Source organism: Neisseria mucosa, assembly GCA_003028315.1.
Lineage (GTDB): Bacteria > Pseudomonadota > Gammaproteobacteria > Burkholderiales > Neisseriaceae > Neisseria > Neisseria mucosa.
Genome location: CP028150.1, coordinates 392116 through 415577 on the forward strand (window position 1 = coordinate 392116; position 23462 = coordinate 415577).

Annotated in this window: 21 protein-coding genes and 1 pseudogene; 9 read left to right on the forward strand and 13 right to left on the reverse strand. The window is 52.3% G+C overall.

The window, feature by feature from the left end; all coding sequences use genetic code 11:
- Window positions 1-264: 264 nt before the first annotated feature.
- Entirely contained in the window at window positions 265-2316 is a 2052-nt protein-coding gene (locus NM96_02015) for a type I secretion protein (GenBank protein AVR78289.1), read from the reverse strand.
- Window positions 2317-2635: 319 nt separating this feature from the next.
- On the opposite strand from NM96_02015, the gene NM96_02020 reads away from it, so the two are divergent.
- Window positions 2636-3483, forward strand: a protein-coding gene (locus NM96_02020) for an IS630 family transposase (protein AVR78290.1) whose coding sequence is annotated in 2 segments (ribosomal slippage) — window positions 2636-2951 and window positions 2951-3483 — 849 coding nt in all. Because the reading frame shifts where the segments join, the coding sequence is not laid out codon by codon here.
- A gap of 26 nt (window positions 3484-3509) precedes the next feature.
- Here the strand turns inward: NM96_02020 and NM96_02025 are convergent.
- The 11 genes and pseudogenes from NM96_02025 to NM96_02075 all read right to left on the reverse strand — a co-directional run bounded on the left by NM96_02025 (window position 3510) and on the right by NM96_02075 (window position 14498).
- Entirely contained in the window at window positions 3510-4769 is a 1260-nt protein-coding gene (locus NM96_02025; GenBank protein AVR78291.1) for a glutamate-5-semialdehyde dehydrogenase, read from the reverse strand.
- Window positions 4770-5261: 492 nt separating this feature from the next.
- Window positions 5262-6287: a lipopolysaccharide heptosyltransferase II gene (waaF, locus tag NM96_02030; GenBank protein AVR78292.1), complete on the reverse strand. Its 1026-nt coding sequence runs from the start codon at window positions 6285-6287 to the stop codon at window positions 5262-5264.
- A 95-nt stretch (window positions 6288-6382) separates the two neighbouring features.
- A complete protein-coding gene (locus NM96_02035; protein AVR78293.1) occupies window positions 6383-7048 on the reverse strand; it encodes a cold-shock protein in 666 nt (221 codons plus the stop codon).
- Window positions 7049-7300: 252 nt separating this feature from the next.
- The gene (locus NM96_02040) at window positions 7301-8917 is read right to left on the reverse strand and encodes an FAD-dependent oxidoreductase (GenBank protein ID AVR78294.1); all 1617 of its coding nucleotides are present in this window, start codon (window positions 8915-8917) and stop codon (window positions 7301-7303) included.
- Window positions 8918-9283: 366 nt separating this feature from the next.
- A complete protein-coding gene (locus NM96_02045; protein ID AVR78295.1) occupies window positions 9284-10174 on the reverse strand; it encodes an NAD(+) kinase in 891 nt (296 codons plus the stop codon).
- A gap of 21 nt (window positions 10175-10195) precedes the next feature.
- Window positions 10196-10768, reverse strand: a complete 573-nt coding sequence (locus NM96_02050; GenBank protein AVR78296.1) for an SCP2 domain-containing protein — start codon at window positions 10766-10768, stop codon at window positions 10196-10198.
- Window positions 10769-10878: 110 nt separating this feature from the next.
- On the reverse strand, window positions 10879-11673 hold the full coding sequence (locus NM96_02055; protein AVR78297.1) for an NAD(P)-dependent oxidoreductase: 795 nt from the start codon (window positions 11671-11673) through the stop codon (window positions 10879-10881).
- Window positions 11674-11685: 12 nt separating this feature from the next.
- Window positions 11686-12825 (reverse strand): hypothetical protein, encoded by a 1140-nt coding sequence (locus NM96_02060; GenBank protein AVR78298.1) that lies wholly within the window; start codon window positions 12823-12825, stop codon window positions 11686-11688.
- 122 nt (window positions 12826-12947) lie between these two features.
- Window positions 12948-13055: pseudogene (locus NM96_02065) on the reverse strand (IS5/IS1182 family transposase).
- A gap of 124 nt (window positions 13056-13179) precedes the next feature.
- Entirely contained in the window at window positions 13180-13929 is a 750-nt protein-coding gene (gene gloB, locus NM96_02070; protein ID AVR78299.1) for a hydroxyacylglutathione hydrolase, read from the reverse strand.
- Between the two features lie 125 nt (window positions 13930-14054).
- Window positions 14055-14498 carry a type IV pilin protein gene (locus NM96_02075; GenBank protein ID AVR78300.1) on the reverse strand — a complete coding sequence of 148 codons (444 nt, stop codon included), beginning with the start codon at window positions 14496-14498 and terminating at the stop codon, window positions 14055-14057.
- A 320-nt stretch (window positions 14499-14818) separates the two neighbouring features.
- Between NM96_02075 and NM96_02080 the strand changes: the two genes are divergently transcribed.
- The 8 genes from NM96_02080 (at window position 14819) to NM96_02115 (ending at window position 22218) form a co-directional block, all read left to right on the forward strand.
- Window positions 14819-15997: an efflux transporter periplasmic adaptor subunit gene (locus NM96_02080; protein ID AVR78301.1), complete on the forward strand. Its 1179-nt coding sequence runs from the start codon at window positions 14819-14821 to the stop codon at window positions 15995-15997.
- A gap of 96 nt (window positions 15998-16093) precedes the next feature.
- Window positions 16094-18031 (forward strand): MacB family efflux pump subunit, encoded by a 1938-nt coding sequence (locus tag NM96_02085; GenBank protein AVR78302.1) that lies wholly within the window; start codon window positions 16094-16096, stop codon window positions 18029-18031.
- 247 nt (window positions 18032-18278) lie between these two features.
- Window positions 18279-18953 (forward strand): glutathione S-transferase, encoded by a 675-nt coding sequence (locus NM96_02090; GenBank protein ID AVR78303.1) that lies wholly within the window; start codon window positions 18279-18281, stop codon window positions 18951-18953.
- Window positions 18954-19117: 164 nt separating this feature from the next.
- A complete protein-coding gene (locus NM96_02095) occupies window positions 19118-19594 on the forward strand; it encodes a DUF1877 domain-containing protein (GenBank protein AVR78304.1) in 477 nt (158 codons plus the stop codon).
- Between the two features lie 213 nt (window positions 19595-19807).
- Window positions 19808-20065 carry a hypothetical protein gene (locus tag NM96_02100; GenBank protein AVR78305.1) on the forward strand — a complete coding sequence of 86 codons (258 nt, stop codon included), beginning with the start codon at window positions 19808-19810 and terminating at the stop codon, window positions 20063-20065.
- Window positions 20062-20391, forward strand: a complete 330-nt coding sequence (locus NM96_02105) for a hypothetical protein (protein AVR78306.1) — start codon at window positions 20062-20064, stop codon at window positions 20389-20391. Before NM96_02100 ends, NM96_02105 begins: the two co-directional genes overlap by 4 nt.
- A 78-nt stretch (window positions 20392-20469) precedes the next feature.
- Window positions 20470-20760, forward strand: coding sequence for a mitomycin resistance protein (locus NM96_02110; GenBank protein AVR78307.1), 291 nt, complete (start codon window positions 20470-20472; stop codon window positions 20758-20760).
- Window positions 20761-20835: 75 nt separating this feature from the next.
- A complete protein-coding gene (locus tag NM96_02115; GenBank protein AVR78308.1) occupies window positions 20836-22218 on the forward strand; it encodes a TolC family protein in 1383 nt (460 codons plus the stop codon).
- 353 nt (window positions 22219-22571) lie between these two features.
- On the opposite strand, the gene NM96_02120 is transcribed toward NM96_02115, so the two are convergent.
- A complete protein-coding gene (locus NM96_02120) occupies window positions 22572-22847 on the reverse strand; it encodes a DUF4102 domain-containing protein (protein ID AVR78309.1) in 276 nt (91 codons plus the stop codon).
- Between the last annotated feature and the right edge of the window lie 615 nt (window positions 22848-23462).

Consider the following 23462-nt stretch of genomic DNA (forward strand, 5'->3'; position numbering starts at 1 on the left):
TTTCAGGTATTTTTCGGATAAAAATCAGAATGAAAAATCAGGGTATCTTGAGTTCGAAATAAGCCGCAGTATGGGCTTCGTCCATGAATCTGCTAAGCCTGCCTGAAGCAATCTTTGCAGATGATGAAGGACTTTGTCTTCTTTCCCCAAATCTGATTTTTTATTAATTTGTTGTAAATAAGAAACGTCGTCTGAAACCTGATTTTCGGTTTCAGACGACGTTTGCGCTCAGGCTTCCTCTAAAAAAATCCGGTTTGCCTCAGCTTAGCCGATGATATTGGAAGCGCTCAACCAAACTGCCTGACTGTCGTCAAATTTGGCGAACACGGTATTGCTGCTTGCACCTGCCGCTCGGTAGGCGAGGGTTTGAGATACAGAGTCGAAGACGAGGTAAGAACGGCCGGTGTCGTAATAATAAGGATTTTTGACGAACAGTTCCGACCAGCTCACATTTGCCTCGCTGCCACTTAGCAGGGAACGCATACCGGACAGATCAAGCTTGTCCATATAAGGGTTGAAGTCGGTAATACGATCTATGCTGCCGTCGCGGATGTCTGAGGCGGAGAAAGCGACGGTATCTTTACCTGCACCTGTAACGATGGTATCGCTGCCCGAACCGCCTGTGAGGTAGTCGTTGCCGTCGCCGCCGTGGAGGTAATCGATCCCGTCTCCTCCATTCAGCCTGTCATCCCCGTCGCCGCCGTAGAGATAGTCGTTTCCGCTGCCGCCCGACAACAGGTCGTCTCCACTCATGCCGTAAAGGGTATCATTGCCGCCCTCACCGTTTAATTGGTTGTGGCCGCTGTTGCCGGTAATGGTATTATCGCCGTAATTGCCGATGCCGAAAGTGTTGTTGCTGCCGGTCAGGGTCAGGTGTTCGACGTAGGTTGGGATTGTGTAGGAAACACTACTATATATCGTATCGACACCTTCTCCCCACCACTCAGTAACTGTATCTTTGACATTATCTACATGGTAGATATCATTCCCGTACCCACCAGACATGGTATCTGCACCGCTGCCTCCGTCCAAAGTATCATTGCCACTGCCACCATCAAGCAGGTCGTTACCTTCGTCGCCGCGAAGAATGTCGTCTCCGTTACCGCCGTATAGGAAATCTCTATCATCCCCTCCCATCAGCAGGTCGTTGCCTTCGTTGCCGTATAGCGTATCGCTGCCGCGTCCTCCGCTTAATCGGTTATTGCCGCTGTTTCCCGTCAGAATATTATCGGCGTTGTTGCCGAATGCGAAGGTATTGTCGTTGCCTGTTAGCGTTAGGTTTTCAACGTGGGTTGGCGCGGTATAGGTAACACTGCTATAAATCGTGTCGATACCGCCGTTCATTTCCTCAATAACCGTATCGTTCACATTATCAACATGATAGACATCATTTCCCAAGCCGCCGACCATAGTGTCTGCACCGCTGCCGCCGTCTAAAGTGTCGTTGCCATAGCCTCCGTCGAGCAGGTCGTTGCCTGCATCGCCGCGCAGGATGTCATCACCTTGTCCGCCGTAAAGTTCGTCGCGATCATCACCACCCATTAATAGGTCGTTACCTTCCATGCCATAGAGCGTGTCGCTACCTCGCCCGCCACTCAAGCGATTGTTGCCGCTGTTGCCGATAAGGCTGTTATCGGCATTGTTGCCAAAGCCGAAGATATTGTCTTTACCTTCTAAAATCAGTTTTTCAACGTGGGTTGGCGCGGTATAGGTAACACTGCTGTATATCGTATCGTAGCCTGCATCTGCGTCTTCGACGACTGTATCTTTTATATTATCTACATAGAAAGTATCGTTTCCCTTTCCTCCGAGCATGGTGTCCATACCCGTACCGCCATATAAGATATCTTCCCCGTCATCCCCAGATAGAAAATCGTTTCCGCTTCCACCATTCAGAACGTCGTTGCCACCTAGTCCGCCAAGTCGGTCATCACCATCGTCGCCCCATAGATAATCGTTGCCATTTCCGCCAAGCATCAGATCATTGCCGCCTTTGCCATATAGACGGTTGCCGTTGGAATTGCCCGATATAACATTGTCTGCATCATTGCCGATACCTAACATACTGTTGCCCTGCAACTTCAGATCTTCGACATGTTCTGGTAAGGTAAAGTCGGTGCTGCTATAGATTAGATCGCGGCCTTCGTTTTTACGCTCGATGATGGTATCGCCCGCATTTTTACTGTAGTAAGTATCGTTCCCTAAACCACCGTAGAATATGGTATGTCCCGTACTACCATATAAAGTATCATTACGGTCCGTACCGGTAATAACGACGGATTGGTTGTTTTTTAAAGAAAGCAATGTATCAGCCATAATAGTTCTCCTGTGGAAAAATGGATGGGAAGAGTGAATAATAAATTTATATCTATTTGACATTAAATAGATTTTTTCTTATATGGCATGATGTCGATTGTATCGGAGAAAACAATAATGGATAAGATATAATAATTTAACATATTGTTTAATATGTTAATTTAAAATTAGAAATAATTAGGTGAGACATTTGGTGTGCCGATAATAGGGAAAGTAAAACTGAAAAGGTCGTCTGAAAACTGTTTTTCAGACGACCTTTTGTCGTTTTATAGTCAATTAAAAACAAAATAGTACAATACTCAACTTTGAAGGTTTAACCATGGCATACTCTGCGGACTTAAGAAACAAAACTTTAAACTATTACGAACAATGCAAAAACATCAGCCAAACCGCAGCAACATTTAACTTGTCAAGAAACACGCTTTACCTGTGGATTCGCCTTAAAAAACAAACAGGCAGCCTAAAACATCAAGTTACCGGTCTAAATGCCGTCAAATTGGATAGGCAAAAACTGGCTCAATATGTTGAGCAACACCAGGATGCCTATCTGCATGAAATCGCCAAACATTTTGATTGTACGCCAGCCGCCGTTTGCTATGCACTCAAACAGATGGGGATGACGCGCAAAAAAAGACCACCACTTACAAAGAACAAGACCCGGCCAAAGTAACGCATTATTTGACACAGCTGGCCGAATTTTCCGACTACCAACGTGTTTATTTGGATGAAACAGGATTTGACCGCTACCTGTTCCGTCCCTATGCCCGCAGCCAGAAAGGGCAAATAGTGAAAGCGCAGATAAGTGGAAAAAGATACCGACGCTTATCTCTGGTGTCCGCACAAGTCGGCAACCGGCTGATTGCTCCGATGGTTTATCAAAATACGATGACCGGAGTCTTTTTTGAAGCGTGGTTTCAGCAATGCCTACTGCCCGCATTGACTCAAAAATCGGTGATTATTTTAGATAATGCACGATTTCACCGTATGGGTGTTTTACGGGAAATGGCGGAAAAATGGGGACATAAGGTATTGCCTCTTGCACCTTATTCACCTGAGCTCAACCCGATTGAGAAGGTGTGGGCGAATATTAAGCGGTATCTGCGAACCGTATTGTCTGATTACGCCCGATTTGACGATGCGCTACTGTCCTATTTTGATTTTAATTGACTATATTTCTCAAGAAAGTGAAGGAATTACGACCGAACCTGCCCGTCGCCCAACACTATCCATTTCTGCGAAGTCAGCCCGTGCAGGCCGACGGGGCCGCGGACGTGGATTTTGTCGGTGGAAATGCCGATTTCCGCACCGAGGCCGTATTCGAAGCCGTCGGCGAAGCGGGTGGAGGCATTGACCATGACGCTGGCGCTGTCGACCGTGCGCAGGAAGGTGCGGGCGTCGGTGTAGGATTCGGTTACGATGCTGTCGGTGTGGTGGCTGCCGTGGGTGTTGATGTGGGCGACGGCTTCTTCGAGGCTGTCGACGATTTTGACGGAGAGGATGGGGGCGAGGTATTCGGTGTCCCAGTCTTCTTCGGAGGCCGTCTGAATGTGGGGCAGGATGGACAGGGTACGCGGGCAGCCGCGCAGCTTGACGTTGCGGGCGGCGTATTTCTCTGCCAGTACGGGCAGGATTTCGGCGGCGCGGCTTTGGTGGACGAGCAGGGTTTCCATGGTGTTGCAGGTGCCGTAGCGCGAGGTTTTGGCGTTAAAGGCGATGTTGACGGCTTTTTCGGCGTCGGCGGCGCGGTCGATATAGACGTGGCAGATGCCGTCGAGGTGTTTGATGACGGGCACGCGGGCTTCGGCGGCGATGCGGGAAACCAACGATTTGCCGCCGCGCGGGATGACGACGTCGATAAACTCTGGGCTTTGCAGTATGGCGCCGACGCTTTCGCGGTCGGTATTTTCAATCAGGCTGACGGCTGCTGCGGGCAGGCCGTTTTCAACTAACGCCTGCGTAATCAGTTTGGAGAGCGCCATATTGCTGTTGAAGGCTTCGCTGCCGCCGCGCAGGACGCAGGCGTTGCCGGACTTGAGGCAGAGGGCGGCGGCATCGACGGTTACGTTGGGTCGGGATTCGTAAATGATGCCGACAACGCCCAGCGGTACGCGCATTTTGCCGATTTGCAGGCCGTTTTCGCGGGTGCGGAATTCGTCCATTTCGCCGACGGGGTCGGGCAGGGCGGCAATCTGGCGCAAACCTTCGCACATGGCATCTATGGTTTTTTCGCTCAGCCGAAGGCGGTCGAGCAGGGCGTCGTTCAAACCTTTCTGTTCGGCTTGTTCCATGTCTTGGGCGTTGGCGGCGAGGATGGCGGTTTGATGGTGTTTGATGAGTTCGGCGGTGCGCAGGAGCGCAGCGTTTTTTTGCGCGGTCTCGGCGGCAGCGACAATATAGGAAGCCTGCTTGGCGGCGGACGCGGTGCGGTGGACGTAGTCTTGAATGTTTTGCATGGTGTTTCTGCGGATAAAGTGGGAATGGGTTGATGATAAGGTCGTCTGAACGGGAATTCAATACAAAACAGGGTGAAGGCGGCTAACTTTCGGTTTGTTTCACGGCAGCATGGAGTTTCGAGGTCAATGGTGGAAAGGTCGTCTGAAAATTTGAAAGTGGGCTTCAGGAGGCAGTAGGTCGGGCAGTTATTCCCACTTCTGCATAGGCAGGGACGGGAATAATGATAGTGGATAAACACCGTATCGGGAATTGGTAGATTTCGCGGGCAAAGCCCACGCTACTTCTGTCTGAAAAGATAGGGTGAAGGAAAACAAGAAGCCTCTATGCCGTCATTCCCGCGCAGGCGGGAATCCAGACCTTGATTTTTAGGAATGTTTAAAGATGGGTACGGCTTCAAGACTCTGGATTCACGCCTGCGCGGGAATGACAACATGGGTATTGCCATTTTAATCTGTTTTGGAAAGCAGGTTTCAGACGACCTTTGACCGTATTTACTCAGATTCCGTTTGCGCCAATTCCTCCGCCGCTTTTTGAACCATGTCTGGCGTGAGTTTGTTCAGGCAGTCGGTGTGTCCCAACGGGCATTCGCGTTTGAAGCAGGGCGAGCATTCGAGGTGCAGGCTGACGATTTTGGCTTTTTGGCTCAAGGGCGGGGTGTGGTCGGGGCTGGATGAGCCGTAGGCGGCGACGAGTTTGCGGTCGAGGGCGGCGGCGAGGTGCATCAGGCCGCTGTCGTTGCAGACGACGGTGTCGGCGCAGGAGAGCAGGTCAATCGCTTCGGAAAGGTTGGTTTTGCCGCAAAGGTTGGTGCAGAGGTCGTCTGAAAGGCGGTTGATTTCCTCGGCGATGTCGAAATCTTTTTGCGAGCCGAACAGCCAAACCTGCCAGCCTTCCGCCAAATAGCGGCGGCCGAGTTCGGCAAAATGGCGTGCGGGCCAGCGTTTGGCGGGGCCGTATTCCGCGCCCGGACAGAAGGCGAGAACGGGTTTGTCCGTGGCCAAGCCGTATTTGGCAAGCGCGGCGGCGCGGCTTTCGGGGGAAATGGTGAAACGCGGGTTATCGGAATGTCCGTTGAAGTCCACCTGCGTCGGATGGGCGAGGGCGGTGTAGCGGTCGACCATCAGGGGCAGGGTGGCTTTGTCGAGTTTGCGGATGTCGTTCAATAAAAAATAACGCGATTCGCCGACGTAGCCGGTGCGCTGCTTGATGCCGGTGGCGAAGGCAATGAGGGCGGATTTGAGCGAGCCGGGCAGGACGATGACTTGGTCGTAACCCTGTTTGCCCAGTTCGCGCCCGATGCGCCAGCGTTTTTTCAGTTCCAACGCGCCGTGTCCGAACGGGTTTTCGATGACGCGGCTGATTTCGGGCATACGCTCGAACACCGCCATCGACCATTTGGGCGCGAATGCGTCTATGGTGCAGCCGGGATGGAGTTCGTGCAGGCGGCGGTAAAGCGGCTGGGTCATGACGCAGTCGCCGATCCAGCTCGGGGTGATGATGAGGATTTTTTTGGACATGGTGGTAGGGTAGGTTTGTATTGCGCGATATTGTAGCCGATTTAAAAAGGTCGTCTGAAAAACATTTTCAGACGACCTTTTTGCATTGTGGGCGATTAATGCCAACGGCTGTCGTTTTCGCACGGAATACCGTCATGATCACCGTCCATTTTGGTATTTGGGCAGTTTTTGATAAAAAATTCCGCCTCTTCCAAAGAATTCATTTGAGAACAGTGCTGACGACCGTCGCATTTGAATGCAGTGGTAGTGTCGGTGGTGGCAGCGGAGCCGGTTGAGGCAGTTGAACCATGTTTGAAAGCAGTACGCCCGCTTGCCGCGTCTTTCCATGCCTTGCGTTCGGCTTTCATCTTTTCGGCAACTTCGGACACCATTGTAACCGGTGCAGCCGCTGTTGCTTCCTGTACCTGACGGCGGTATTCCTGCCAATAGTTCCAGCCGAACCATCCGCCTGCGGCAAAGAGGGCAATGACGGGGATGATCCACAGGAGTTTGGAAAAGGCTGCTTTAAAAGGCTCGGGCTCGGGGGCGAAAAAGTCGGCTTCGCCGATGCAGTCGGAAGCGAAGCAGATGTTTTCCGCTTCGTCGCGCCCGCGTCTGCCTTTGATAATTTCAAACGATACACGCTGACCTTCGGCGGGCGGGTGCGGCAGCGTGGTGAAGGCGGAGAGCGGGGCGAATATTTCTTTGCCCATGTTTTCTTCCCGGATGGCTCCGAACCTCCGATTGTCGTTCCAGCGGATGATGGTTCCGTAATGACGCATTTTATCTATATAGAATAGTTGTTGTTTAGGTCGGTATTTTAAACGAAATATATAAATGGACAAGGGGAGGGGTTGATATTTATATGTAAATTTCGGGTTTTAAAGTTAAGAAAGATATTTTTGAAAACAGGTTGTTAATATTTTTATGATTTTATGGGAGCTTTGTTGTTGTCGTGCCGGGGTCGTCTGAAAACTCGTCTTCATGTTTTAGCGAACGTGCTTTATCCGCTTTCAGACGACCTGTGCGATGCATCAAAGCAAAGACTGCTGCCGCACGATGGCGCGGATGACGGCGCGGTTTGGATGCAGGGCGGTGCGCAGGCGTTGGGACAGGGGCTGGGGCAGGCCGAGGATGTCGGCGGCAATGGCGGCGGCGCAGACGGGGGCGGTGGCGAGTCCGCGCGTGCCGTGTGCGGTATTGATGTAGGCGTTCGGCAGGTAGGGGCAGGGGACGTTGTCGAGGCGGTAATTTTTGTCCAACGCGAGTTTGGCGTAGGCGGTCTGCATGGCAGCGATGTCGCCGAGCGCGCCGACGACGGGCAGGTGGTCGGGGCTGTCGCAGCGCAGGGCGGCGTGTCCTTGCGGTTTTGCAAAGGGGTCGTCTGAAAACGAGTAAAGAGAGTTTTGCTCAAACAATGATTGCGCCAATGGCGGGTTGAGCTGTTGCAGGGCGGCGCGGTTGGCGGCTTCTTCGTGCGGGTGCCAAGCATCGTCGTTGCTGTTGAGGACGAAGGTTGCGCCGTAGCAGTGTTGCCCTTGCCAGCTCGGGCTGATGTAGCTTTCACCGGATAGGGCGCAGCGCAGGCGTGTGGAAAAACTGCTTGCCGCCGCTACGCCGGTTTGCCCGCGGATTTGGCGGAACGGTAGGGCGGAGACGTTGGCATCGGCGGCGTTCGGGCTGTGTGCGCCCATGCAGTAAATGATGTGGGTTGCGCTGAAGCTGCCGCGCGGGGTGTGTGCCGTCCAGTTTGCGCCGTCGTATTCGGTAGCGGATAAGGGCGTGTCTTCATGCAACGCAATCAGCGGGTGATTCAGCAAGGCGCGGACGACGGCGGGTGGGTTCAGCCATACGCCCTGCGGCCAGTAGAGGCCGTCTGAAAAGACGTCTATGCCTGCGATTTGCGCGGCTTCGTCGGCGGACACGCTGCGGTAAAGGTGGGCGTGATGCTGTTGCAAACCCAATGCCTGATTGCGTTTGCGTTCAGCTTCGTCAAAATTAAGATGCAACACGCCGTCGCCGCCCCATGCGTCGGAATCGGGCAATAGGTCTTGCAGCAGGCGGCGGGTGTAGCCGTAGCCTGCCAGCAGCAGTTCGGTCTGCTCGGTGTCGTGCGGCGAGATTTTGGCGTAGAGCAGCCCTTGGCGGTTGCCGCTGCCGCCTTGCGCCGCTTTGCCCGCTTCCAAAACGGTAACGCGCACGCCGTGTTCCGCCAGCTTGCGCGCGGTCGCGGCACCGGCTATGCCTGCGCCGATAACCAGCGCGTGTTCGGGCAGAGTGGTGGCTTGGGGTCGTCTGAACCAAGGTTTGACGGGCTTGGGTGAGACTTGCGGCACGGCTTCGGTCTGCCATTCGATAGGGTCGAAATGTTCGTGCAGGCTGTCGGCGCGGTGCGGCGGGACAAGCCAGATATGTACGTCGGGCAACAGGTTTTCCAGAAAGTTGACGCTGTTGAACTGAAGGCATTTCACGGCTTGGTCTAGGCGGTTTTTCAAACGGCCTTCTAGCTCGGTCGGTGCATCGGAAAAAGGAAAATCGGGAATGCGGTTTTCGGTCAGGCAGGCAACCAGATGCAGCGGCGCAGGATGAGTTTCGATCACGCGGGCAAGTTCGGCGGGGGCGGGCGGGGTGTTCCAAGCGAGGATGGGCATAGCGGGGTCGTCTGAAAAAGTGGGGAAACAGATAAAGGTATCTCAGTAATTTTTATCGTCTTTTATAGTGGATTAACTTTAAACCAGTACGGCGTTGCCTCGCTTTAGCTCAAAGAGAACGATTCTCTAAGGTGCTGAAGCACCAAGTGAATCGGTTCCGTACTATCTGTACTGTCTGCGGCTTCGTCGCTTTGTCCTGATTTTTGTTAATCCACTATATTATCAATTTTTAGTGTAAATGATTGATGAATTTTGTTATTCCAGCCTGCGCGGGAATGACGGGATATGCGTATTTGGGATTTGAACGGATGGTTATTAAAGGTTGTCTGAAAACTGGGCAATTGGGTTTCAGACGACCTTTTGCGTTTATACGAGCTGTTCGCCCCAGTGGAGTTTTTGGCGCAGGGTTCGGAAGTATTGGTAGTCGGTAGGATGGAGGATGCGCAGGGGGTTGTGGTAGCGGCGGATGATGATGCGGTCGAGGTTTTGCACGTCGATAAAGGATTGTCCGTCGAAATGGACGCGGGCATCGCCGCTTTGGGTAACGAGGATTTCGATTTCGGAGGTATCGGGGATGGCGATGGGGCGGTTGGTCATGGATTGGGGGCAGATAGGCACGAGGGTGAAGGCGTGCAATCCTGCCTGCATGATGGGGCCGCCGGCGGCTAGTGAGTAGGCGGTGGAGCCGGTGGGGGTGGAGACGATGAGGCCGTCGGAGCGTTGGGTATAGACGAATTCTTGGTTGATGAAGACTTCGAACTCTATCATTTGTCCGGCACCGCCGCGCGAGAGGACGGCGTCGTTGAGGGCAAGGGCGCGGTGAAAGGTTTGTCCGTCGCGGACGAGGGCGGCTTCGATGAGGATGCGTTCTTCGGGCAGGTATTTGCCTTCGAGGACGGGCAGCAGCTCTCCGGTCATGTTTTCGCGGGGGATTTGGGTGAGGAAGCCTAAATGCCCTTGGTTGATGCCGATAACGGGTACGGCGCGGGGGGCGATTTCGCGGGCGACGGAGAGGAATGTGCCGTCGCCGCCGAGGACGATGACGAGGTCGCAGTGTTTGCCCAAGTCGGATTTGCTGACGATGTGGCAGCCGACGGTGTCTTGAACATAGATGCAGCGTTCTTCTATTCCGATTTCGTCCAGATAGACGGTGAGGCCGTGTCCCTGCAGGAAGTGGATGAGGGTGTGGGCGGTGTTTTGGATTTCGGGGGTATTGGGGCGGGTTACGATACCGATGTTGTGAAACGGGCTGTTCATAGGCATGGGGTCGTCTGAAAATTAGTCTATCCAGATATCGCGTTCGAGCCGGTCGAGGCGTTCGTTGAGGCGGGCGACGTCGTCGCGCAGTTTGTCCACTTCTTCCATCCAGGCGGACAGGGTGGTGGCGTCGATAACGGGGGATTCGGGTTCGCGGGAAAAGTCGCTGATTTGCTCGGCTATGCTTTGTCCGATTTTTTTGACGGTTTGCCCGATGTTTGCGGCGCGTTCGCTGATGCTGCCTGCGAGTGAGTCGCCGAAGATGCGGGCGAGGTCGTCTGAAGCGTAGTAGCGCAGGCTGCCGAGTATGGGCAGGACGGTCATGCCGAGCATGAGGTCGCCTTCGAGGCTGATGTCGCCGACACCAGGTTCTTGTCCGGTTAGGATTTTGCGGATGGCGCTTTGGTGGAAGGTGATGAGGGTGTCGGCGGGTTGGTCGGCGGTTTCGAGGAAGCCGTCGTGATTGATGCGTCCGGTCAGTCCGAATCCGGCGAGGTTGAGGCTCAGGGTTTTACCTGACAGGCGGGACAGGTCTTGTTGATGTTCCGGATTTTGCTGTATCAGGTGGTTGATAACGGGAAATAGGGCGGACATAGGGTGTTCTCGATACTTTCGGGCTTGGGGTTGTTAAGTAAGACTGTGTTTTTTGGTTTTGGTTTTGCCGCTGCCGAAAGGTCGTCTGAAACGGTTGCGGAGCGCCAATTTTACAGGCTTAATCCGTCGGCGGAAACGGTATTTACAATTTTGCCGCTGCTGGTGTCATCAGGAGCGAAATCGGGCGGCGAAAGTCCGAGTTTGGCGGCTTCGGAGGTATAAAAATCGCGGCGGGTCGGGTGGCGCGGTTCGACGATGTTGCGGATGCGCCTGCCGTTTGGATGGAGGGTCGTCTGAAACAGGGTTTCGACGGCAATGTCGCGGTGGACGATATTGACGGGCCGGTTGCCACCCGGGATGTTTTGTTTTTGAACGAGACGGCTGACGGGATGGCGTTCGGCGCAATAAAGCCCGCCCAGCCGCAGGATGTCGATGTTAGGCACGCCGCTGTCGAGCAGGTATTGTTCGGCGGCGAGGATTTGGCGGGCAGACTCGGTTTTCGGGTCGGGTGTGGCAGTTTCGTCGCATTCGCGCGCTTTATCGCCGTAAACACTGGTGCTGCTGGTGAAAATCAGATGCTGCACATTGCACGCTCGGGCAAGTTCTGCCCATTGTTTGACGGTATCGGCGTAATGCGTCAGCGAGGATGGAGGCAAAAGGCAGAACCAAACGGGTTTGTCGGCGTGGTGCTGCCAAAAGCTTGTATCGCGGGCAAGGTTCGTGCTTTGAAACACGCTGTCTTGATTGAGGTCGAGGGTGTCGAGGTGTATGGGCAGATTAATATCGTCCGAAGTCAGGCTGCGCTTGACGGCGGCGACGCGGCTGCCGTTTTCGTAAAGTTTCTGCGCCAAAGGACGGCCGAGGTAGCCTAGGCCTAAGATAGATGCGTCGGGGGAAGTATTCATGCTGTTGATGGTTCAGATGTAGTCTTTTACGTTCGGGCTTCTGCCGAACACGGCTTCGTGCGATTGGCGGATACAGAGCCGGTTGAACATGACGCGTTGGGTTTGGTCGCCGTCGATAATCTTCACTTTGCCTTGCAGTTTCGGCGCGTCATGATGGAAAGTATTTTTAAAATCGTGCCAGCGTGCGGCTTGCAGATGGACGACGGCAAACATATCGTGGGAAATATTGACGCCGATGCTGATGAGTTCGGACGATGCCTGAATGCAGAAACCGCTGTCGCCGAAGAGGCACAGCCCCGTATCGTCGGGATAGCGGAACAGCTCGATTTTCACGGCTTGAGGTTCGGCAAAAACGGCGCAGAACAACCGCTCAAACAGCGACGGTTGTGAAACGCCTTCGCTCAACATGCCATACAGCCCTGAGAGCCAGTTGACATAGCCGAGAAAGGAAAAATGGAAATCCTGCATGATGGATTCGATGCGTTTCGGGTCGCGGCGGCTGATGAGGCTGACGAACTCGAATCCCGCTTCGGGGAGCCGTGAGCGCAGGACTTGAAGCAGGCGGTAGGCAAACGGGTTTTGATGGTTGCGGGGATTGCGCAAAATGCCGAGGAATTTGAGCCGCAGCACGCGCCACAGCGCGTCAGGAACTTTGACTGAATCGGTTTTATCCAAACCCGCTTTGCTTGTTTTGGCGAAACTCGCTTCGCTCGTTTTCAGACGACATCCGGGCAGCGTGCGCAGGTGTTCGCAGGCATCTTCGTAGCCGCTTTCGTGGCGGTTGAACCAGCTTTCGAGGTTGTATTGGTTGCCGGTGTTTTCAACGAAAGTCAGCGTGTAGAGGTTTTTCGCCGCCAGATTGCCGATGATGTTGACGCTTGCCGCTTCGGGCGGGGCGGCCGGTTTGGCGGCGTGTTTGCGTTTTTTCCTTTCATCATGCTGCTGATGGGGATGAGTGCCAAACAAGGATAGGGGTAGCCGGTAAACATTTTGGTTTTGTGGGCTGACTTGGGGATTGTGCGCATGCTGCCGTTGCTCGGTTTGGGCGATATAGTGGTGTTCCTTGGTCGGATTCGCCGTCAAAAGCGCATAGGGCTTACTGCTGCCTTCGGGGAGCGGCTGGTCGCCTAGGATGAAAACTTGTCGGGTCATGGCTTGGGAAAGGTCGTCTGAATGTGCCGATTATAGTTTATCGGGGCGAAAGTATTCAAAATCCCTGCAATAGATTGGAATGCAGGTTTTATGGCCGATTGAAATATAGTGGATTAAATTTAAATCAGGACAAGGCGACGAAGCCGCAGACAGTACAGATAGTACGGAACCGATTCACTTGGTGCTTCAGCACCTTAGAGAATCGTTCTCTTTGAGCTAAGGCGAGGCAACGCCGTACCGGTTTAAAGTTAATCCACTATAAAAGGGCTGTCATTCCCGTCTGTGTTTATACAGCGACGGGATAAGGGATCAATTGCTTTGGTTTGAATTGGCTGGATTGAGTTTTCAGACGACCTAAAACCGGTTTTTCAATTCCCGCAGCGCGGCGAACACTTCCAAACCGCTGTCCAGTTGCTTCCCTACCAATTCCTCAACCCGTTCGCGGACTTGGGGCAAATCGACCCGTAAAAACGGATTGATTTTGCGTTCATGCGCAAGGGTTACGGGCAGGGTCGGCGTATGTTCCGCCGCGCGTAAAGCCGCTTGAATATCGGGATTCTCCGGTTCGATAAATTCGGCGAAACGCAGATTGGCGGCGGTGTATTCATGCGCAGGATAAAACAGCGTGTCTTCGGGCAACTGATTGAATCTTTGGAAACTGTCGTACAACTCTTCTATCGTTCCCGTAAACACCCTGCCGCAGCCGGCGGAGAATAAGGTATCGCCGCAGAAAACGTGCAGACCTTCGGCGTTTTCCAAAAGATAGCTGACGTGGCGGTCAGTATGGCCGGGCGTCGCCCACACGGTAACCAGCCCGTTGCCGAAGGGAAACTGCGTACCTGCCGTTACCGTATGCGTTGCCACATCGATATCCGCCTCGCCGTACACAGGCGATTCCATAAAGCCGTTTTTGAGTGATTGGACTCCGCCGATATGGTCGTGATGCAGATGGGTAACCCACGTTTGCGCCAGCATCAGGCGGTTGCGGACGAGGAATACCAAAACGGGCGTGGCATCGGACGGATCGACGCAGGCGGCGTGGTTGCCGTCTTGAATCATCCAAATGTAGTTGTCGTTTAGGGCTTGGACGGGTGTAATTTTCATGATGTGGTTTTCTGACTTGGAAATAGCAGATTTTAGCTGATGATGAAAAGGTCGTCTGAAAATCTTGAACAAGTTTTCAGACGACCTTTTATATGAACGGAGAAGAATGCGGCAGCAGGTTCGGATTATTTTTGGTCTATTTGTTCATATCCGGGGCAATCCTCGCTGTTTGCTGAGCTGCTTGCCCAAAAGATACCGTCGCTGTCGAGATAGACGGAGCAGGTCTCTTTGCTTTTGTATCCGTCATTCGGCTTAGCTTCGAGCAGGAAGCCCGAGGCGGACGGATTCTCTTTCCCTTTTTGGGTGTTTTGATAGTTGAAAAACTGGATGGTGAAGTATTCGTTTTGAACCAAGTCTGTTACCGGGAAATTCTCAAACGTACGGTTTTGCGCGTAGAAGCGTTCGAGATTATGGGCATTGATCAGGAGCTCGGAACGGACGTTCTCCAAACGGCTTTTACGGATAAAGCGTTCGTAGGACGGATAGGCAAGGGTGGCAAGGATGGCGAGGATGACGATGACGATGAGCAGCTCGACCAGCGTGAAGCCTTTTTGTAATGTGTTTTTCATGATATGTCGTAATTTTTATTGTATGGGCGGGAATTCAGACTGCAATTATAGTTCTTTTCTCTCATTTTGAATGTTTGGATAGATTTCAGGATTGGGAAAATATGTAAATGCGTTGCAATATCTTGGAAATGGTTTTTTATAAAATGATTATAAAACAATTTATTATGATTTTATTTGATTTGCCGTTGACTTGGCTGGAGTAAAGGCTTGCAGTAAAATCCGCCCGTTTTCAGCGTTTTCGGCGGATAAGTGTTGGGATTATGCGACATGAATCGGGTGCCGGATTGAACAGATGAAATGGATGAATCAGAAAGTCAGTTATGGCAAAAATCATTAATAAATGGACGGTTGGAATAACGGTTGCTGCGGTACTTGGGTTTGCTGCGTGGTCTTATTTCCAGCCCGAACCTCAAACTTCTTACATCACGGAAACGGTCAAACGCGGTGACATCAGCCAGACGGTATCCGCTACGGGCGAGATTTCGCCGTCGAATCTGGTGTCGGTGGGCGTGCAGGCTTCGGGGCAGATTAAGAAGCTGTACGTCAAGCTCGGACAGCAGGTTAAAAAGGGCGATTTGATTGCGGAAATCAATTCGACCACTCAGGTGAACACGCTGAATACGGAAAAATCCAAGCTGGAAACGTATCAGGCGAAATTGGTTTCTGCCGAAATCGCGCTGAACAGCGCGGAGAAGAAATACAAGCGCGAAGCGGCTTTGTGGAAGGAAAACGCGACGTCCAAAGAGGATTTGGAAAGCGCGCAGGATGCGCTGGCTGCGGCTAAGGCGAACGTTGCCGAGCTGAAGGCTTCCATCAAGCAAACCAAAATTTCCATCAATACCGCCGAATCGGAATTGGGCTATACCCGCATTACCGCGACGATGGACGGTACGGTGGTGGCGATTCCGGTGGAAGAAGGGCAGACCGTGAACGCGGTGCAGTCCACGCCGACGATTATCCAGTTGGCGAATCTGGATACGATGTTGAACAAAATGCAGATTGCCGAAGGCGATATTACCAAGGTCAAAGCGGGGCAGGACATTTCGTTTACGATTCTGTCCGAACCGGATACGCCGATTAAGGCGAAGCTTGACAGCGTCGATCCGGGCTTGACCACGATGTCGCTGGGCAGCTACACCACCAGCACGGACACGACTTCCAATGCGATTTACTACTACGCCCGCGCTTTGGTGCCTAATCCCGACGGCAAACTTTCCATCGGTATGACGACGCAGAACACGATTGAAATCAACGGCGTGAAAAACGTTTTGCTCGTGCCGACGCTGACGATTAAAAAACACGACGGCAAATCGTTTGTCAGCGTTTTGGGCGCGGACGGTAAAGCTTCGGAACGCGAGATTACGGTCGGTCTGAAAGACAGTATGAATACCGAAGTGAAAAGCGGTTTGAAAGAAGGCGACAAGGTGGTGATGTCGGAAATGAGCGCGGCGGAGCAGGCTGAAGCGGCGCAACGCGCCATGCAGGGTCCGCCGAGATAAATAGGCAACAGGTCGTCTGAAAGTTTTGTTTCTTAGCAAAACTCCCCTTTCAGACGACCTTTCCACTCCATACATCATTATCGGTCGGAAACACTTATGAGCTTAATCGAATGTAAAAACATCAACCGCTACTTCGGCAGCGGCGCGAACCGCGTTCATGTTTTGAAAGATGTCAGCCTGTCGATAGAGAAGGGCGATTTTGTCGCCATCATCGGGCAATCCGGTTCGGGCAAATCCACGCTGATGAACATCCTCGGCTGTTTGGATAGCGCGACTTCGGGTTCGTATCAAATCGACGGCATCGAAACTGCCAAAATGGAGCCGGACGAATTGGCAGCATTGCGGCGCGAACGCTTCGGCTTTATTTTCCAACGCTACAACCTTTTGGGTTCGCTGACGGCGCGGGACAACGTCGCCCTGCCTGCCGTGTATATGGGCATGGGCGGCAAAGAGCGTTCTAATCGTGCGGAGAAACTGTTGCAGGATTTGGGTTTGGAAGGCAAAGAAGGCAACAAGCCCAGCGAACTTTCCGGCGGTCAGCAGCAGCGCGTCTCCATCGCCCGCGCCCTGATGAACGGCGGCGAAATCATCTTCGCCGACGAACCGACCGGCGCGCTCGATACCGCCAGCGGCAAAAACGTAATCGAAATCATCCAAAAGCTGCATAAAGAAGGGCATACCGTGATTATGGTTACGCACGATCCCGGTATCGCCGCCATCGCCAACCGCATCATCGAAATCCGCGACGGCGAAATCATCTCCGACAGTTCAAAAAATCCCGAAATCCCCGAAAGCAAAATAGAACGCATCAAAGAAAAATCTTCGTGGCTGTTTTATTACGACCAATTCGTCGAAGCCTTCAAAATGTCGGTGCAGGCGATTATGGCGCACAAAATGCGCTCGCTCCTGACCATGCTCGGCATCATCATCGGCATCGCCTCGGTCGTGTCCGTCGTCGCTTTGGGCAACGGTTCTGAGAAAAAAATCCTCGCAGACATCAGCGCGATGGGGACGAACACCATCAGCATCTTCCCCGGGCGCGGCTTCGGCGACAGGCGCAGCGGCAGGATTAAAACCTTGACCATTGACGACGCCAAAGTCATCGCCAAACAAAGCTACGTTGCTTCCGCCACCCCGCAGACCAATTCCAGCGGCACGCTGACCTATCGCAACACCGACTTATCCGCCTCGCTTTACGGCGTGGGCGAACAATATTTTGACGTGCGCGGGCTGAAGCTGGAATCAGGTCGCCTGTTTGACGAGGGCGATGTGAAAGAAGACGCGCAAGTCGTCGTGATTGACCAAAACACCAAAAACAAACTTTTTGGTGAAGACACCGATCCTTTGGGTAAAACAATTCTTTTCAGAAAACGCCCGCTGACCGTCATCGGCGTGATGCAAAAAGAAGAAAACTCCTTCGGTAACGCCGACGTATTGATGCTCTGGTCGCCCTATACGACCGTGATGCACCAAATTACCGGCGAGAGCCACACCAACTCGATTACCGTCAAAATCAAAGACGACGCCAACACCCAAGTCGCCGAAAAAGGGCTGACCGAGCTGCTCAAAACGCGGCACGGTACGGAAGACTTTTTCATGAACAACAGCGACAGCATCAAGCAGATGGTTGAAAGCACCACCGGCACGATGAAACTGCTGATTTCCTCCATCGCCTTGATTTCGTTGGTGGTTGGCGGTATCGGCGTGATGAACATCATGCTGGTGTCGGTTACCGAGCGCACCAAAGAAATCGGCGTGCGCATGGCGATTGGCGCGCGGCGAAACAACATCCTGCAACAATTCCTGATTGAAGCGGTCTTAATCTGTATTATCGGCGGTTTGGTCGGAGTAGGGCTGTCCACGGCCATCAGCCTCGTGTTCAACCATTTCGTCACCGAATTTCCGATGGAAATTTCCATCGGCTCCGTCATCGGCGCGGTCGTCTGCTCGACAGCCATCGGCGTGGCGTTCGGTTTTATGCCCGCCAACAAAGCCTCCAAACTCAACCCGATTGATGCCTTGTCTAAGGATTAAAATTTCAGACGACCTCCAAACCCAAAAGGTCGTCTGAAAACACAGTTTGGCTATTGTCATCACAATGAATATATAGTGGATTAACAAAAATCAGGACAAGGCGACGAAGCCGCAGACAGTACAGATAGTACGGAACCGATTCACTTGGTGCTTCAGCACCTTAGAGAATCGTTCTCTTTGAGCTAAGGCGAGGCAACACCGTACTGGTTTAAAGTTAATCCACTATACACACACCGAGGAAAACCGAATGATTACCCTGCATGTATTGGCACAATCCCGCGCCCTGCGCATCGTCTGGCTGCTCGAACTCATCGGCGCACCGTATCAAATCAAAACCTACGCGCGCCATCCCGAAACCCTGCTGGCACCCGACGAACTCAAAGCCGTACACCCGCTGGGCAAATCCCCCGTTATCGACGACGACGGATTCGTGCTCAACGAAAGCGGCGCGATTACCGACTACCTGATTCAAACCTACGGCGGCGGACGCTTCATGCCCGAACGCGGCAGCCAAGATTACTGGCATTACCAACGCTGGCTGCACTATGCCGAAGGTTCGCTGATGCCCTTGCTTTTGCTCGGGCTGGTGTTCCGCAAAATAGAAAACGCCCCCATGCCGTTTTTCATCAAACCCGTCGCACGCAAAATCAGCGGCAACGTCAAAAACGGCTTTATCGAACCGCAAGCCGCCCTGCATCTTGCCTATGTCGAAAACGAATTAAACGGCAAAGACTGGCTGGTCAACAACCGGCTCAGCGGCGCCGACATCATGATGAGTTACCCGCTGCAAGCCGCCGCCGACCGCTTCGGATTGGCGGACTATCCCAACATCCGCGCCTATTTGCAGCGCATTGAAAAAGACCCCGCCTATCAAACGGCGGTACAGAAAGCAGGCGACCCGCTGCTGCGTTTGGATAAATAAGGTCGTCTGAAAAAGCAAAAGTCGGGTCAGAACCCGACGCAATACCGAACACACGATTCACACAATACATTGCGAAAACAGCCCGAGCGTCGTCCGAATCCGCAACATATTTCAGACGACCCCTCCAGAAACAGGCATCTTCAGCCTTCAATACAAGGAAACCTATGGACGTTTACGCAACATACACAGCCTATCCGCAAAGCGGCATCGAACAAATCAAAGCCTCCACCGGCACGCCTGCCGCCGTATCCGAATGCAGCGCAGGCAAACTATGGGACGCGCTGCATTTCGTCCTGACCGGCAAAGGCTCGGACGATGCCGACGCGGCAAACCCGTTGAGCAAAGCCATTATCGGCAACATCCTGCGGCAGGATGAAGAAGCGGGCGAACACACCGGCTGGATCGACGATACTGAAATTGCCGAAGTAGCCCAAGCCCTGAACCAAGCCGACTTCGCCGCGCTGCTCGACGGCAAAACCGCAGCAGATTTTCAAAACAACCAAATCTACCCCGATATTTGGGGCGACGAAAAAGCCTTTGCCGAAACCCGCGCGGAATTGGCGCAGCGGTTTAAAGAACTCGCCGCGTTCTACCAAACCGCCGCCGAACAGCATTGCGGCGTGGTGGTTAGGATTTCATGATTTCAGACGACCTTTTTGAATGGAAAGAGGTCGTCTGAAAAACGGATTCCACGGCGAAAGGTACATGAATAATTGATTTAATTGAATTTTATTGAAATGAGTAATACGAATTACGTTTGTTTTTCCTGCCGCACCGCCGTGCGCCGTCCGAAACGCTATTTCCGCCCCCAAGACAGCAGTTCGCCCCGTTGTTCGCAGTGTTCCAAACCATGTGTGGAGCTGTCGGATAGAATTCCGCTTCCGTCGAAGCATAAAACCAAAGAATGGCAGAAATTGCAGCAGGATTTGTGGCGGCAACAGTTACAAATATTGGAGAGACAGCAACGCTCCAGAGTCAGATATAAGCATGAACTCGAACACGAAGCCGATCGGTTGGAGCGTAAACTGCAAGAGCCGATGCATCCGCAAACTGCCAAACAATTAAAACGTCTTCTGAAAAATTGTTTGAAGAACTTAGAACAAATCAAATGACCGAGCAAGAACTGGTGCGCCGTTTCCATCAGGCTTTAACCGATATTTCCGCCCTTGCGGAAGCCATTGGCGAACTGCATTGGAAAAGGGCTTTTTTCGACAAGGCGGCGCGGACGCTTGAAAACGAATCCCTGCCTTCTGAAGAACGTTTGGAACTTGCCTGCGAACAAAGCCACGTTTTCGGCGGCATGGGTTCTTGGAATGATTCCCCGCCGTTCTCCGCCCACGAACACGGATTGTCTGATGAGTTTGAGAAGACCACTTCGGCTTTGTATGAAATACGTTCGACGGCAATGGTGCATTTAAGGTGGAAGAGCGGAAAGTAGCGTGGGCTTTGCCCGCGAAAACAAGTTGATCCATCCGATTGCTGGTTTTCAGACGACCTCCAAATCAAAGGCTGAAACATGAACCCCGACAAAGTACAACGAAGCAAGCTGAATACATTGACCGACCTGCCCAATGTCGGCAAAGCCGTGGCGGAGGATTTGGCTTTGCTCGGCATCACGCAGCCGCAGGATTTGGCGGGGCAGGACGCTTACGAAATGTACGACCGCCTGTGCAGCCTGACCACAACCCGACACGATCCCTGCATGATCGACATTTTCCTGTCGCTGGTTGATTTTATGCAGGGGAACGAACCGAAGCCGTGGTGGCATTTTACGGAACAGCGAAAAGCGGTTTTAGCCGATAAATAAACGCAGCCGATGAGATTGTTCAGACGACCTCCCGACCTTTCAGGTCGTCTGAAACCTTAAACCGAAAGACACAACATGCAGACAAAACCTTTTTTTCAGACGGCATTATCCCTGTCGCTCGCCCTTGCCTTAAGCGCGTGCGCCGTCCACAGTGCCGACCAAAACCTCACGCTCGAATCGACGGGGCAGGTCATGAGCGCGGCGGAGACTGCCGAACGTTACGACGTGAACGGCAACTGGTGGGAAATCTACCAAAGCCCGCAGCTCAACGCCCTGATGGCGCAGGCTTTGGAAAACAATATCGATTTGAAACAGGCGGCCATCAGCGTCAATAAAGCCCTATATCAAGCGAATATTTTGGGGGCGGATTTGGTGCCGTCGTTCAGCGGCTCGTTGAGTGCGTCCACATCCAAAAACCTGAAAACCGGCAGCCACGGCAACACCTTCAGCAGCCAGCTCGGCTTGAGTTACGAATTGGATTTGTGGCGCAAACTCAGTGCCACCGCCGACGCGCAAGTCTGGGAATACCAAGCCACGCGGCAGGATATGGCGAACACGCGCCTGACTTTGATCAATAATGTCGCCGACGCCTATTTCAACATCGCCTACCTCAACGAAGCCATTGAATTGGCGCAAAAATCCCTCAAGCAATATCAGGAAATCAACCGCATTGCCGATGCCAAGTTCCGCTACGGCAGAGCCGATTCCAGCCAGCCGACGCAGGCGAAACAATCGCTGTTGAATGCGCAAAACAGCCTGATTTCCCTGAAAAACAGCCTTGACACGCAAAAACAGGTTTTACGCAACCTGCTCAACCTCAAGCCGAACGAAGCCATCGCCGCCGACCCCGCACAATACCGCCTGCTGCCCGTCAAAGGCGTGAACCTCGACGTACCGATTACCGTGTTGGCGAACCGCCCTGACCTGCGCGCCGCCGAATACCGCCTGCAATCCTCGCTCCAGTCCGTCAAAGCGCAAAAACGCAGTTGGTATCCCTCGATTACATTGGGCGCGAGCTTGAGCACGTCGTCTGAAAAAGCCAAAAGCGCGTTCAATATCCCGCTGCTGGGCGGCTCCGCCACCATCAACCTGCCGTTCCTCAACTGGCAGACCATGAAGTGGAAAGACAAAACCGCCCAAGCCAATTTCGACAGCGCCAAACTCGACTTTGAAAAAGCCCTGACCACCGCGCTGAACGAAGTCAACACCAACTACCTCGCCTACCAAAACGCCCAAGCCGCGCTTAACAATCAAGAGCAGCGTTACGCCTTGGACAAGAAAAACAGCCGCTACTACCAAGTGCGCTACCAACACGGCAAAAACGAGCTGAAAGACTGGCTGGAAGCACTGAACACGGAATACAGCTCTGCCCAAAACGTGTTGAACCAGCGGTATGAGACGCTGAAATACGAAAACATGGTGTATAAAGCGATGGCGGGACGTTACACGCCGAAGTAGGAATGAACAATTTAAAAATGCCGCCTGAAAAGTCAGACGGCATTTTTAATTTTGTTAATCAAATTCATCGAAGATGATGTAGTCAGTTCTTTATTTGACTGACCTGATGTACAAGAAATACTTACTTTAAAACCACGGCAAATGGCTAATTACGGCGGATTTAAGCATTGGTTCTTTCTGATTTTTCCGCACACCGCAAAGAGCAGCAGTATCAGTAGTTTTGTTGGTGCTTTTTTGAGGCATTGTGCCATGCACCAACAAAAGCACCGACATTTTTATGCCGATTCGGGTAGATTTGTGTAAACGGGAAAAGACGAGAAACGGGGAACAATAAAATGTAATACTGAATAAAATTATTTATATACAAATGGTTGTATATAAAAGTAGGGCGGAGATACAAGCAAGCAGCGGGCGTTTTCGGCGGCTTGGCGGGCTTCTACCAGTGATATGGTCGGATATTTGCCGATAGTAAATGTTTTCTCTTTGCCGTCTATACGGTATTTCAAGCGGAAAACTTTCCCGCCTGCTGGGGTAACTTCAAGATACAATCCGCCGCCGTCAAACAGCTTGGTCTTTTTCCCTGTTTCGGCGGGCTTGGCGTTTTTGATTTGTCGGTCATTCAGCGGCATAGTGGGGATATTTTCAGATACCCCGAATCATCCCCCCTGATTTTGGTTGATTCAATTAGATTAAATTAGACGGCGTTATGTAGCCCAAAAGAAAACAATGGAATATAAAGAAGTCTGAAACCCTTGCATTTACAAGGATTGGTTAATGGCATTAGACGGGATTAAACGAAAAAAAACGCTTAGAATTTCTAAGCGTTTTTGTATGTTGTGACGGAGAGACTCGAATTAAATAGATAATATATTGTTTTTATTTAATTAAATTTTTAATAGATTCCAAAATACCGTAAAAAATACCGTAAATTTGTCAAAGTCAAAATTTTTCAGGGGCGGTTTGTGGTATTTCTGCCAAGCTGTGAAATATGATCGGATTGTAACACCGGCAATCACGCGCCGTCTTGGGGCGGTGTTTGCTCTATTCTTCCAGCCGTCCGATATTGCCTTTCGGGTGGCTTTTGTTTGTATCGGCTCTGTCGGTCATGCGCCCAAACAAAAAAGCGTATATAGATAAAAAAGTAGTGGTTACCGTGGTTACCCGTGTTACCAAGCCGTCAAAGTCTTATAAGTCGGGGCTTTCATGGTAACCACTTACACATCTTCACATGGTTACCGCTGGTT

Bases quoted from the DNA above. Each gene is read 5' to 3' on its own strand.
- NM96_02105 (AVR78306.1), top strand. From the start codon at position 20,062: ATGACCGAGCAAGAACTGGTGCGCCGTTTCCATCAGGCTTTAACCGAT.
- waaF (AVR78292.1), bottom strand. From the start codon at position 6,287: ATGTCCAAAAAAATCCTCATCATCACCCCGAGCTGGATCGGCGACTGC.
- NM96_02085 (AVR78302.1), top strand. From the start codon at position 16,094: ATGAGCTTAATCGAATGTAAAAACATCAACCGCTACTTCGGCAGCGGC.
- NM96_02115 (AVR78308.1), top strand. From the start codon at position 20,836: ATGCAGACAAAACCTTTTTTTCAGACGGCATTATCCCTGTCGCTCGCC.
- NM96_02090 (AVR78303.1), top strand. From the start codon at position 18,279: ATGATTACCCTGCATGTATTGGCACAATCCCGCGCCCTGCGCATCGTC.
- gloB (AVR78299.1), bottom strand. From the start codon at position 13,929: ATGAAAATTACACCCGTCCAAGCCCTAAACGACAACTACATTTGGATG.
- NM96_02050 (AVR78296.1), bottom strand. From the start codon at position 10,768: ATGTCCGCCCTATTTCCCGTTATCAACCACCTGATACAGCAAAATCCG.
- NM96_02040 (AVR78294.1), bottom strand. From the start codon at position 8,917: ATGCCCATCCTCGCTTGGAACACCCCGCCCGCCCCCGCCGAACTTGCC.
- NM96_02120 (AVR78309.1), bottom strand. From the start codon at position 22,847: ATGCCGCTGAATGACCGACAAATCAAAAACGCCAAGCCCGCCGAAACA.
- NM96_02035 (AVR78293.1), bottom strand. From the start codon at position 7,048: ATGCGTCATTACGGAACCATCATCCGCTGGAACGACAATCGGAGGTTC.
- NM96_02095 (AVR78304.1), top strand. From the start codon at position 19,118: ATGGACGTTTACGCAACATACACAGCCTATCCGCAAAGCGGCATCGAA.
- NM96_02015 (AVR78289.1), bottom strand. From the start codon at position 2,316: ATGGCTGATACATTGCTTTCTTTAAAAAACAACCAATCCGTCGTTATT.
- NM96_02055 (AVR78297.1), bottom strand. From the start codon at position 11,673: ATGAATACTTCCCCCGACGCATCTATCTTAGGCCTAGGCTACCTCGGC.
- NM96_02110 (AVR78307.1), top strand. From the start codon at position 20,470: ATGAACCCCGACAAAGTACAACGAAGCAAGCTGAATACATTGACCGAC.
- NM96_02025 (AVR78291.1), bottom strand. From the start codon at position 4,769: ATGCAAAACATTCAAGACTACGTCCACCGCACCGCGTCCGCCGCCAAG.
- NM96_02075 (AVR78300.1), bottom strand. From the start codon at position 14,498: ATGAAAAACACATTACAAAAAGGCTTCACGCTGGTCGAGCTGCTCATC.
- NM96_02045 (AVR78295.1), bottom strand. From the start codon at position 10,174: ATGAACAGCCCGTTTCACAACATCGGTATCGTAACCCGCCCCAATACC.
- NM96_02080 (AVR78301.1), top strand. From the start codon at position 14,819: ATGGCAAAAATCATTAATAAATGGACGGTTGGAATAACGGTTGCTGCG.
- NM96_02060 (AVR78298.1), bottom strand. From the start codon at position 12,825: ATGACCCGACAAGTTTTCATCCTAGGCGACCAGCCGCTCCCCGAAGGC.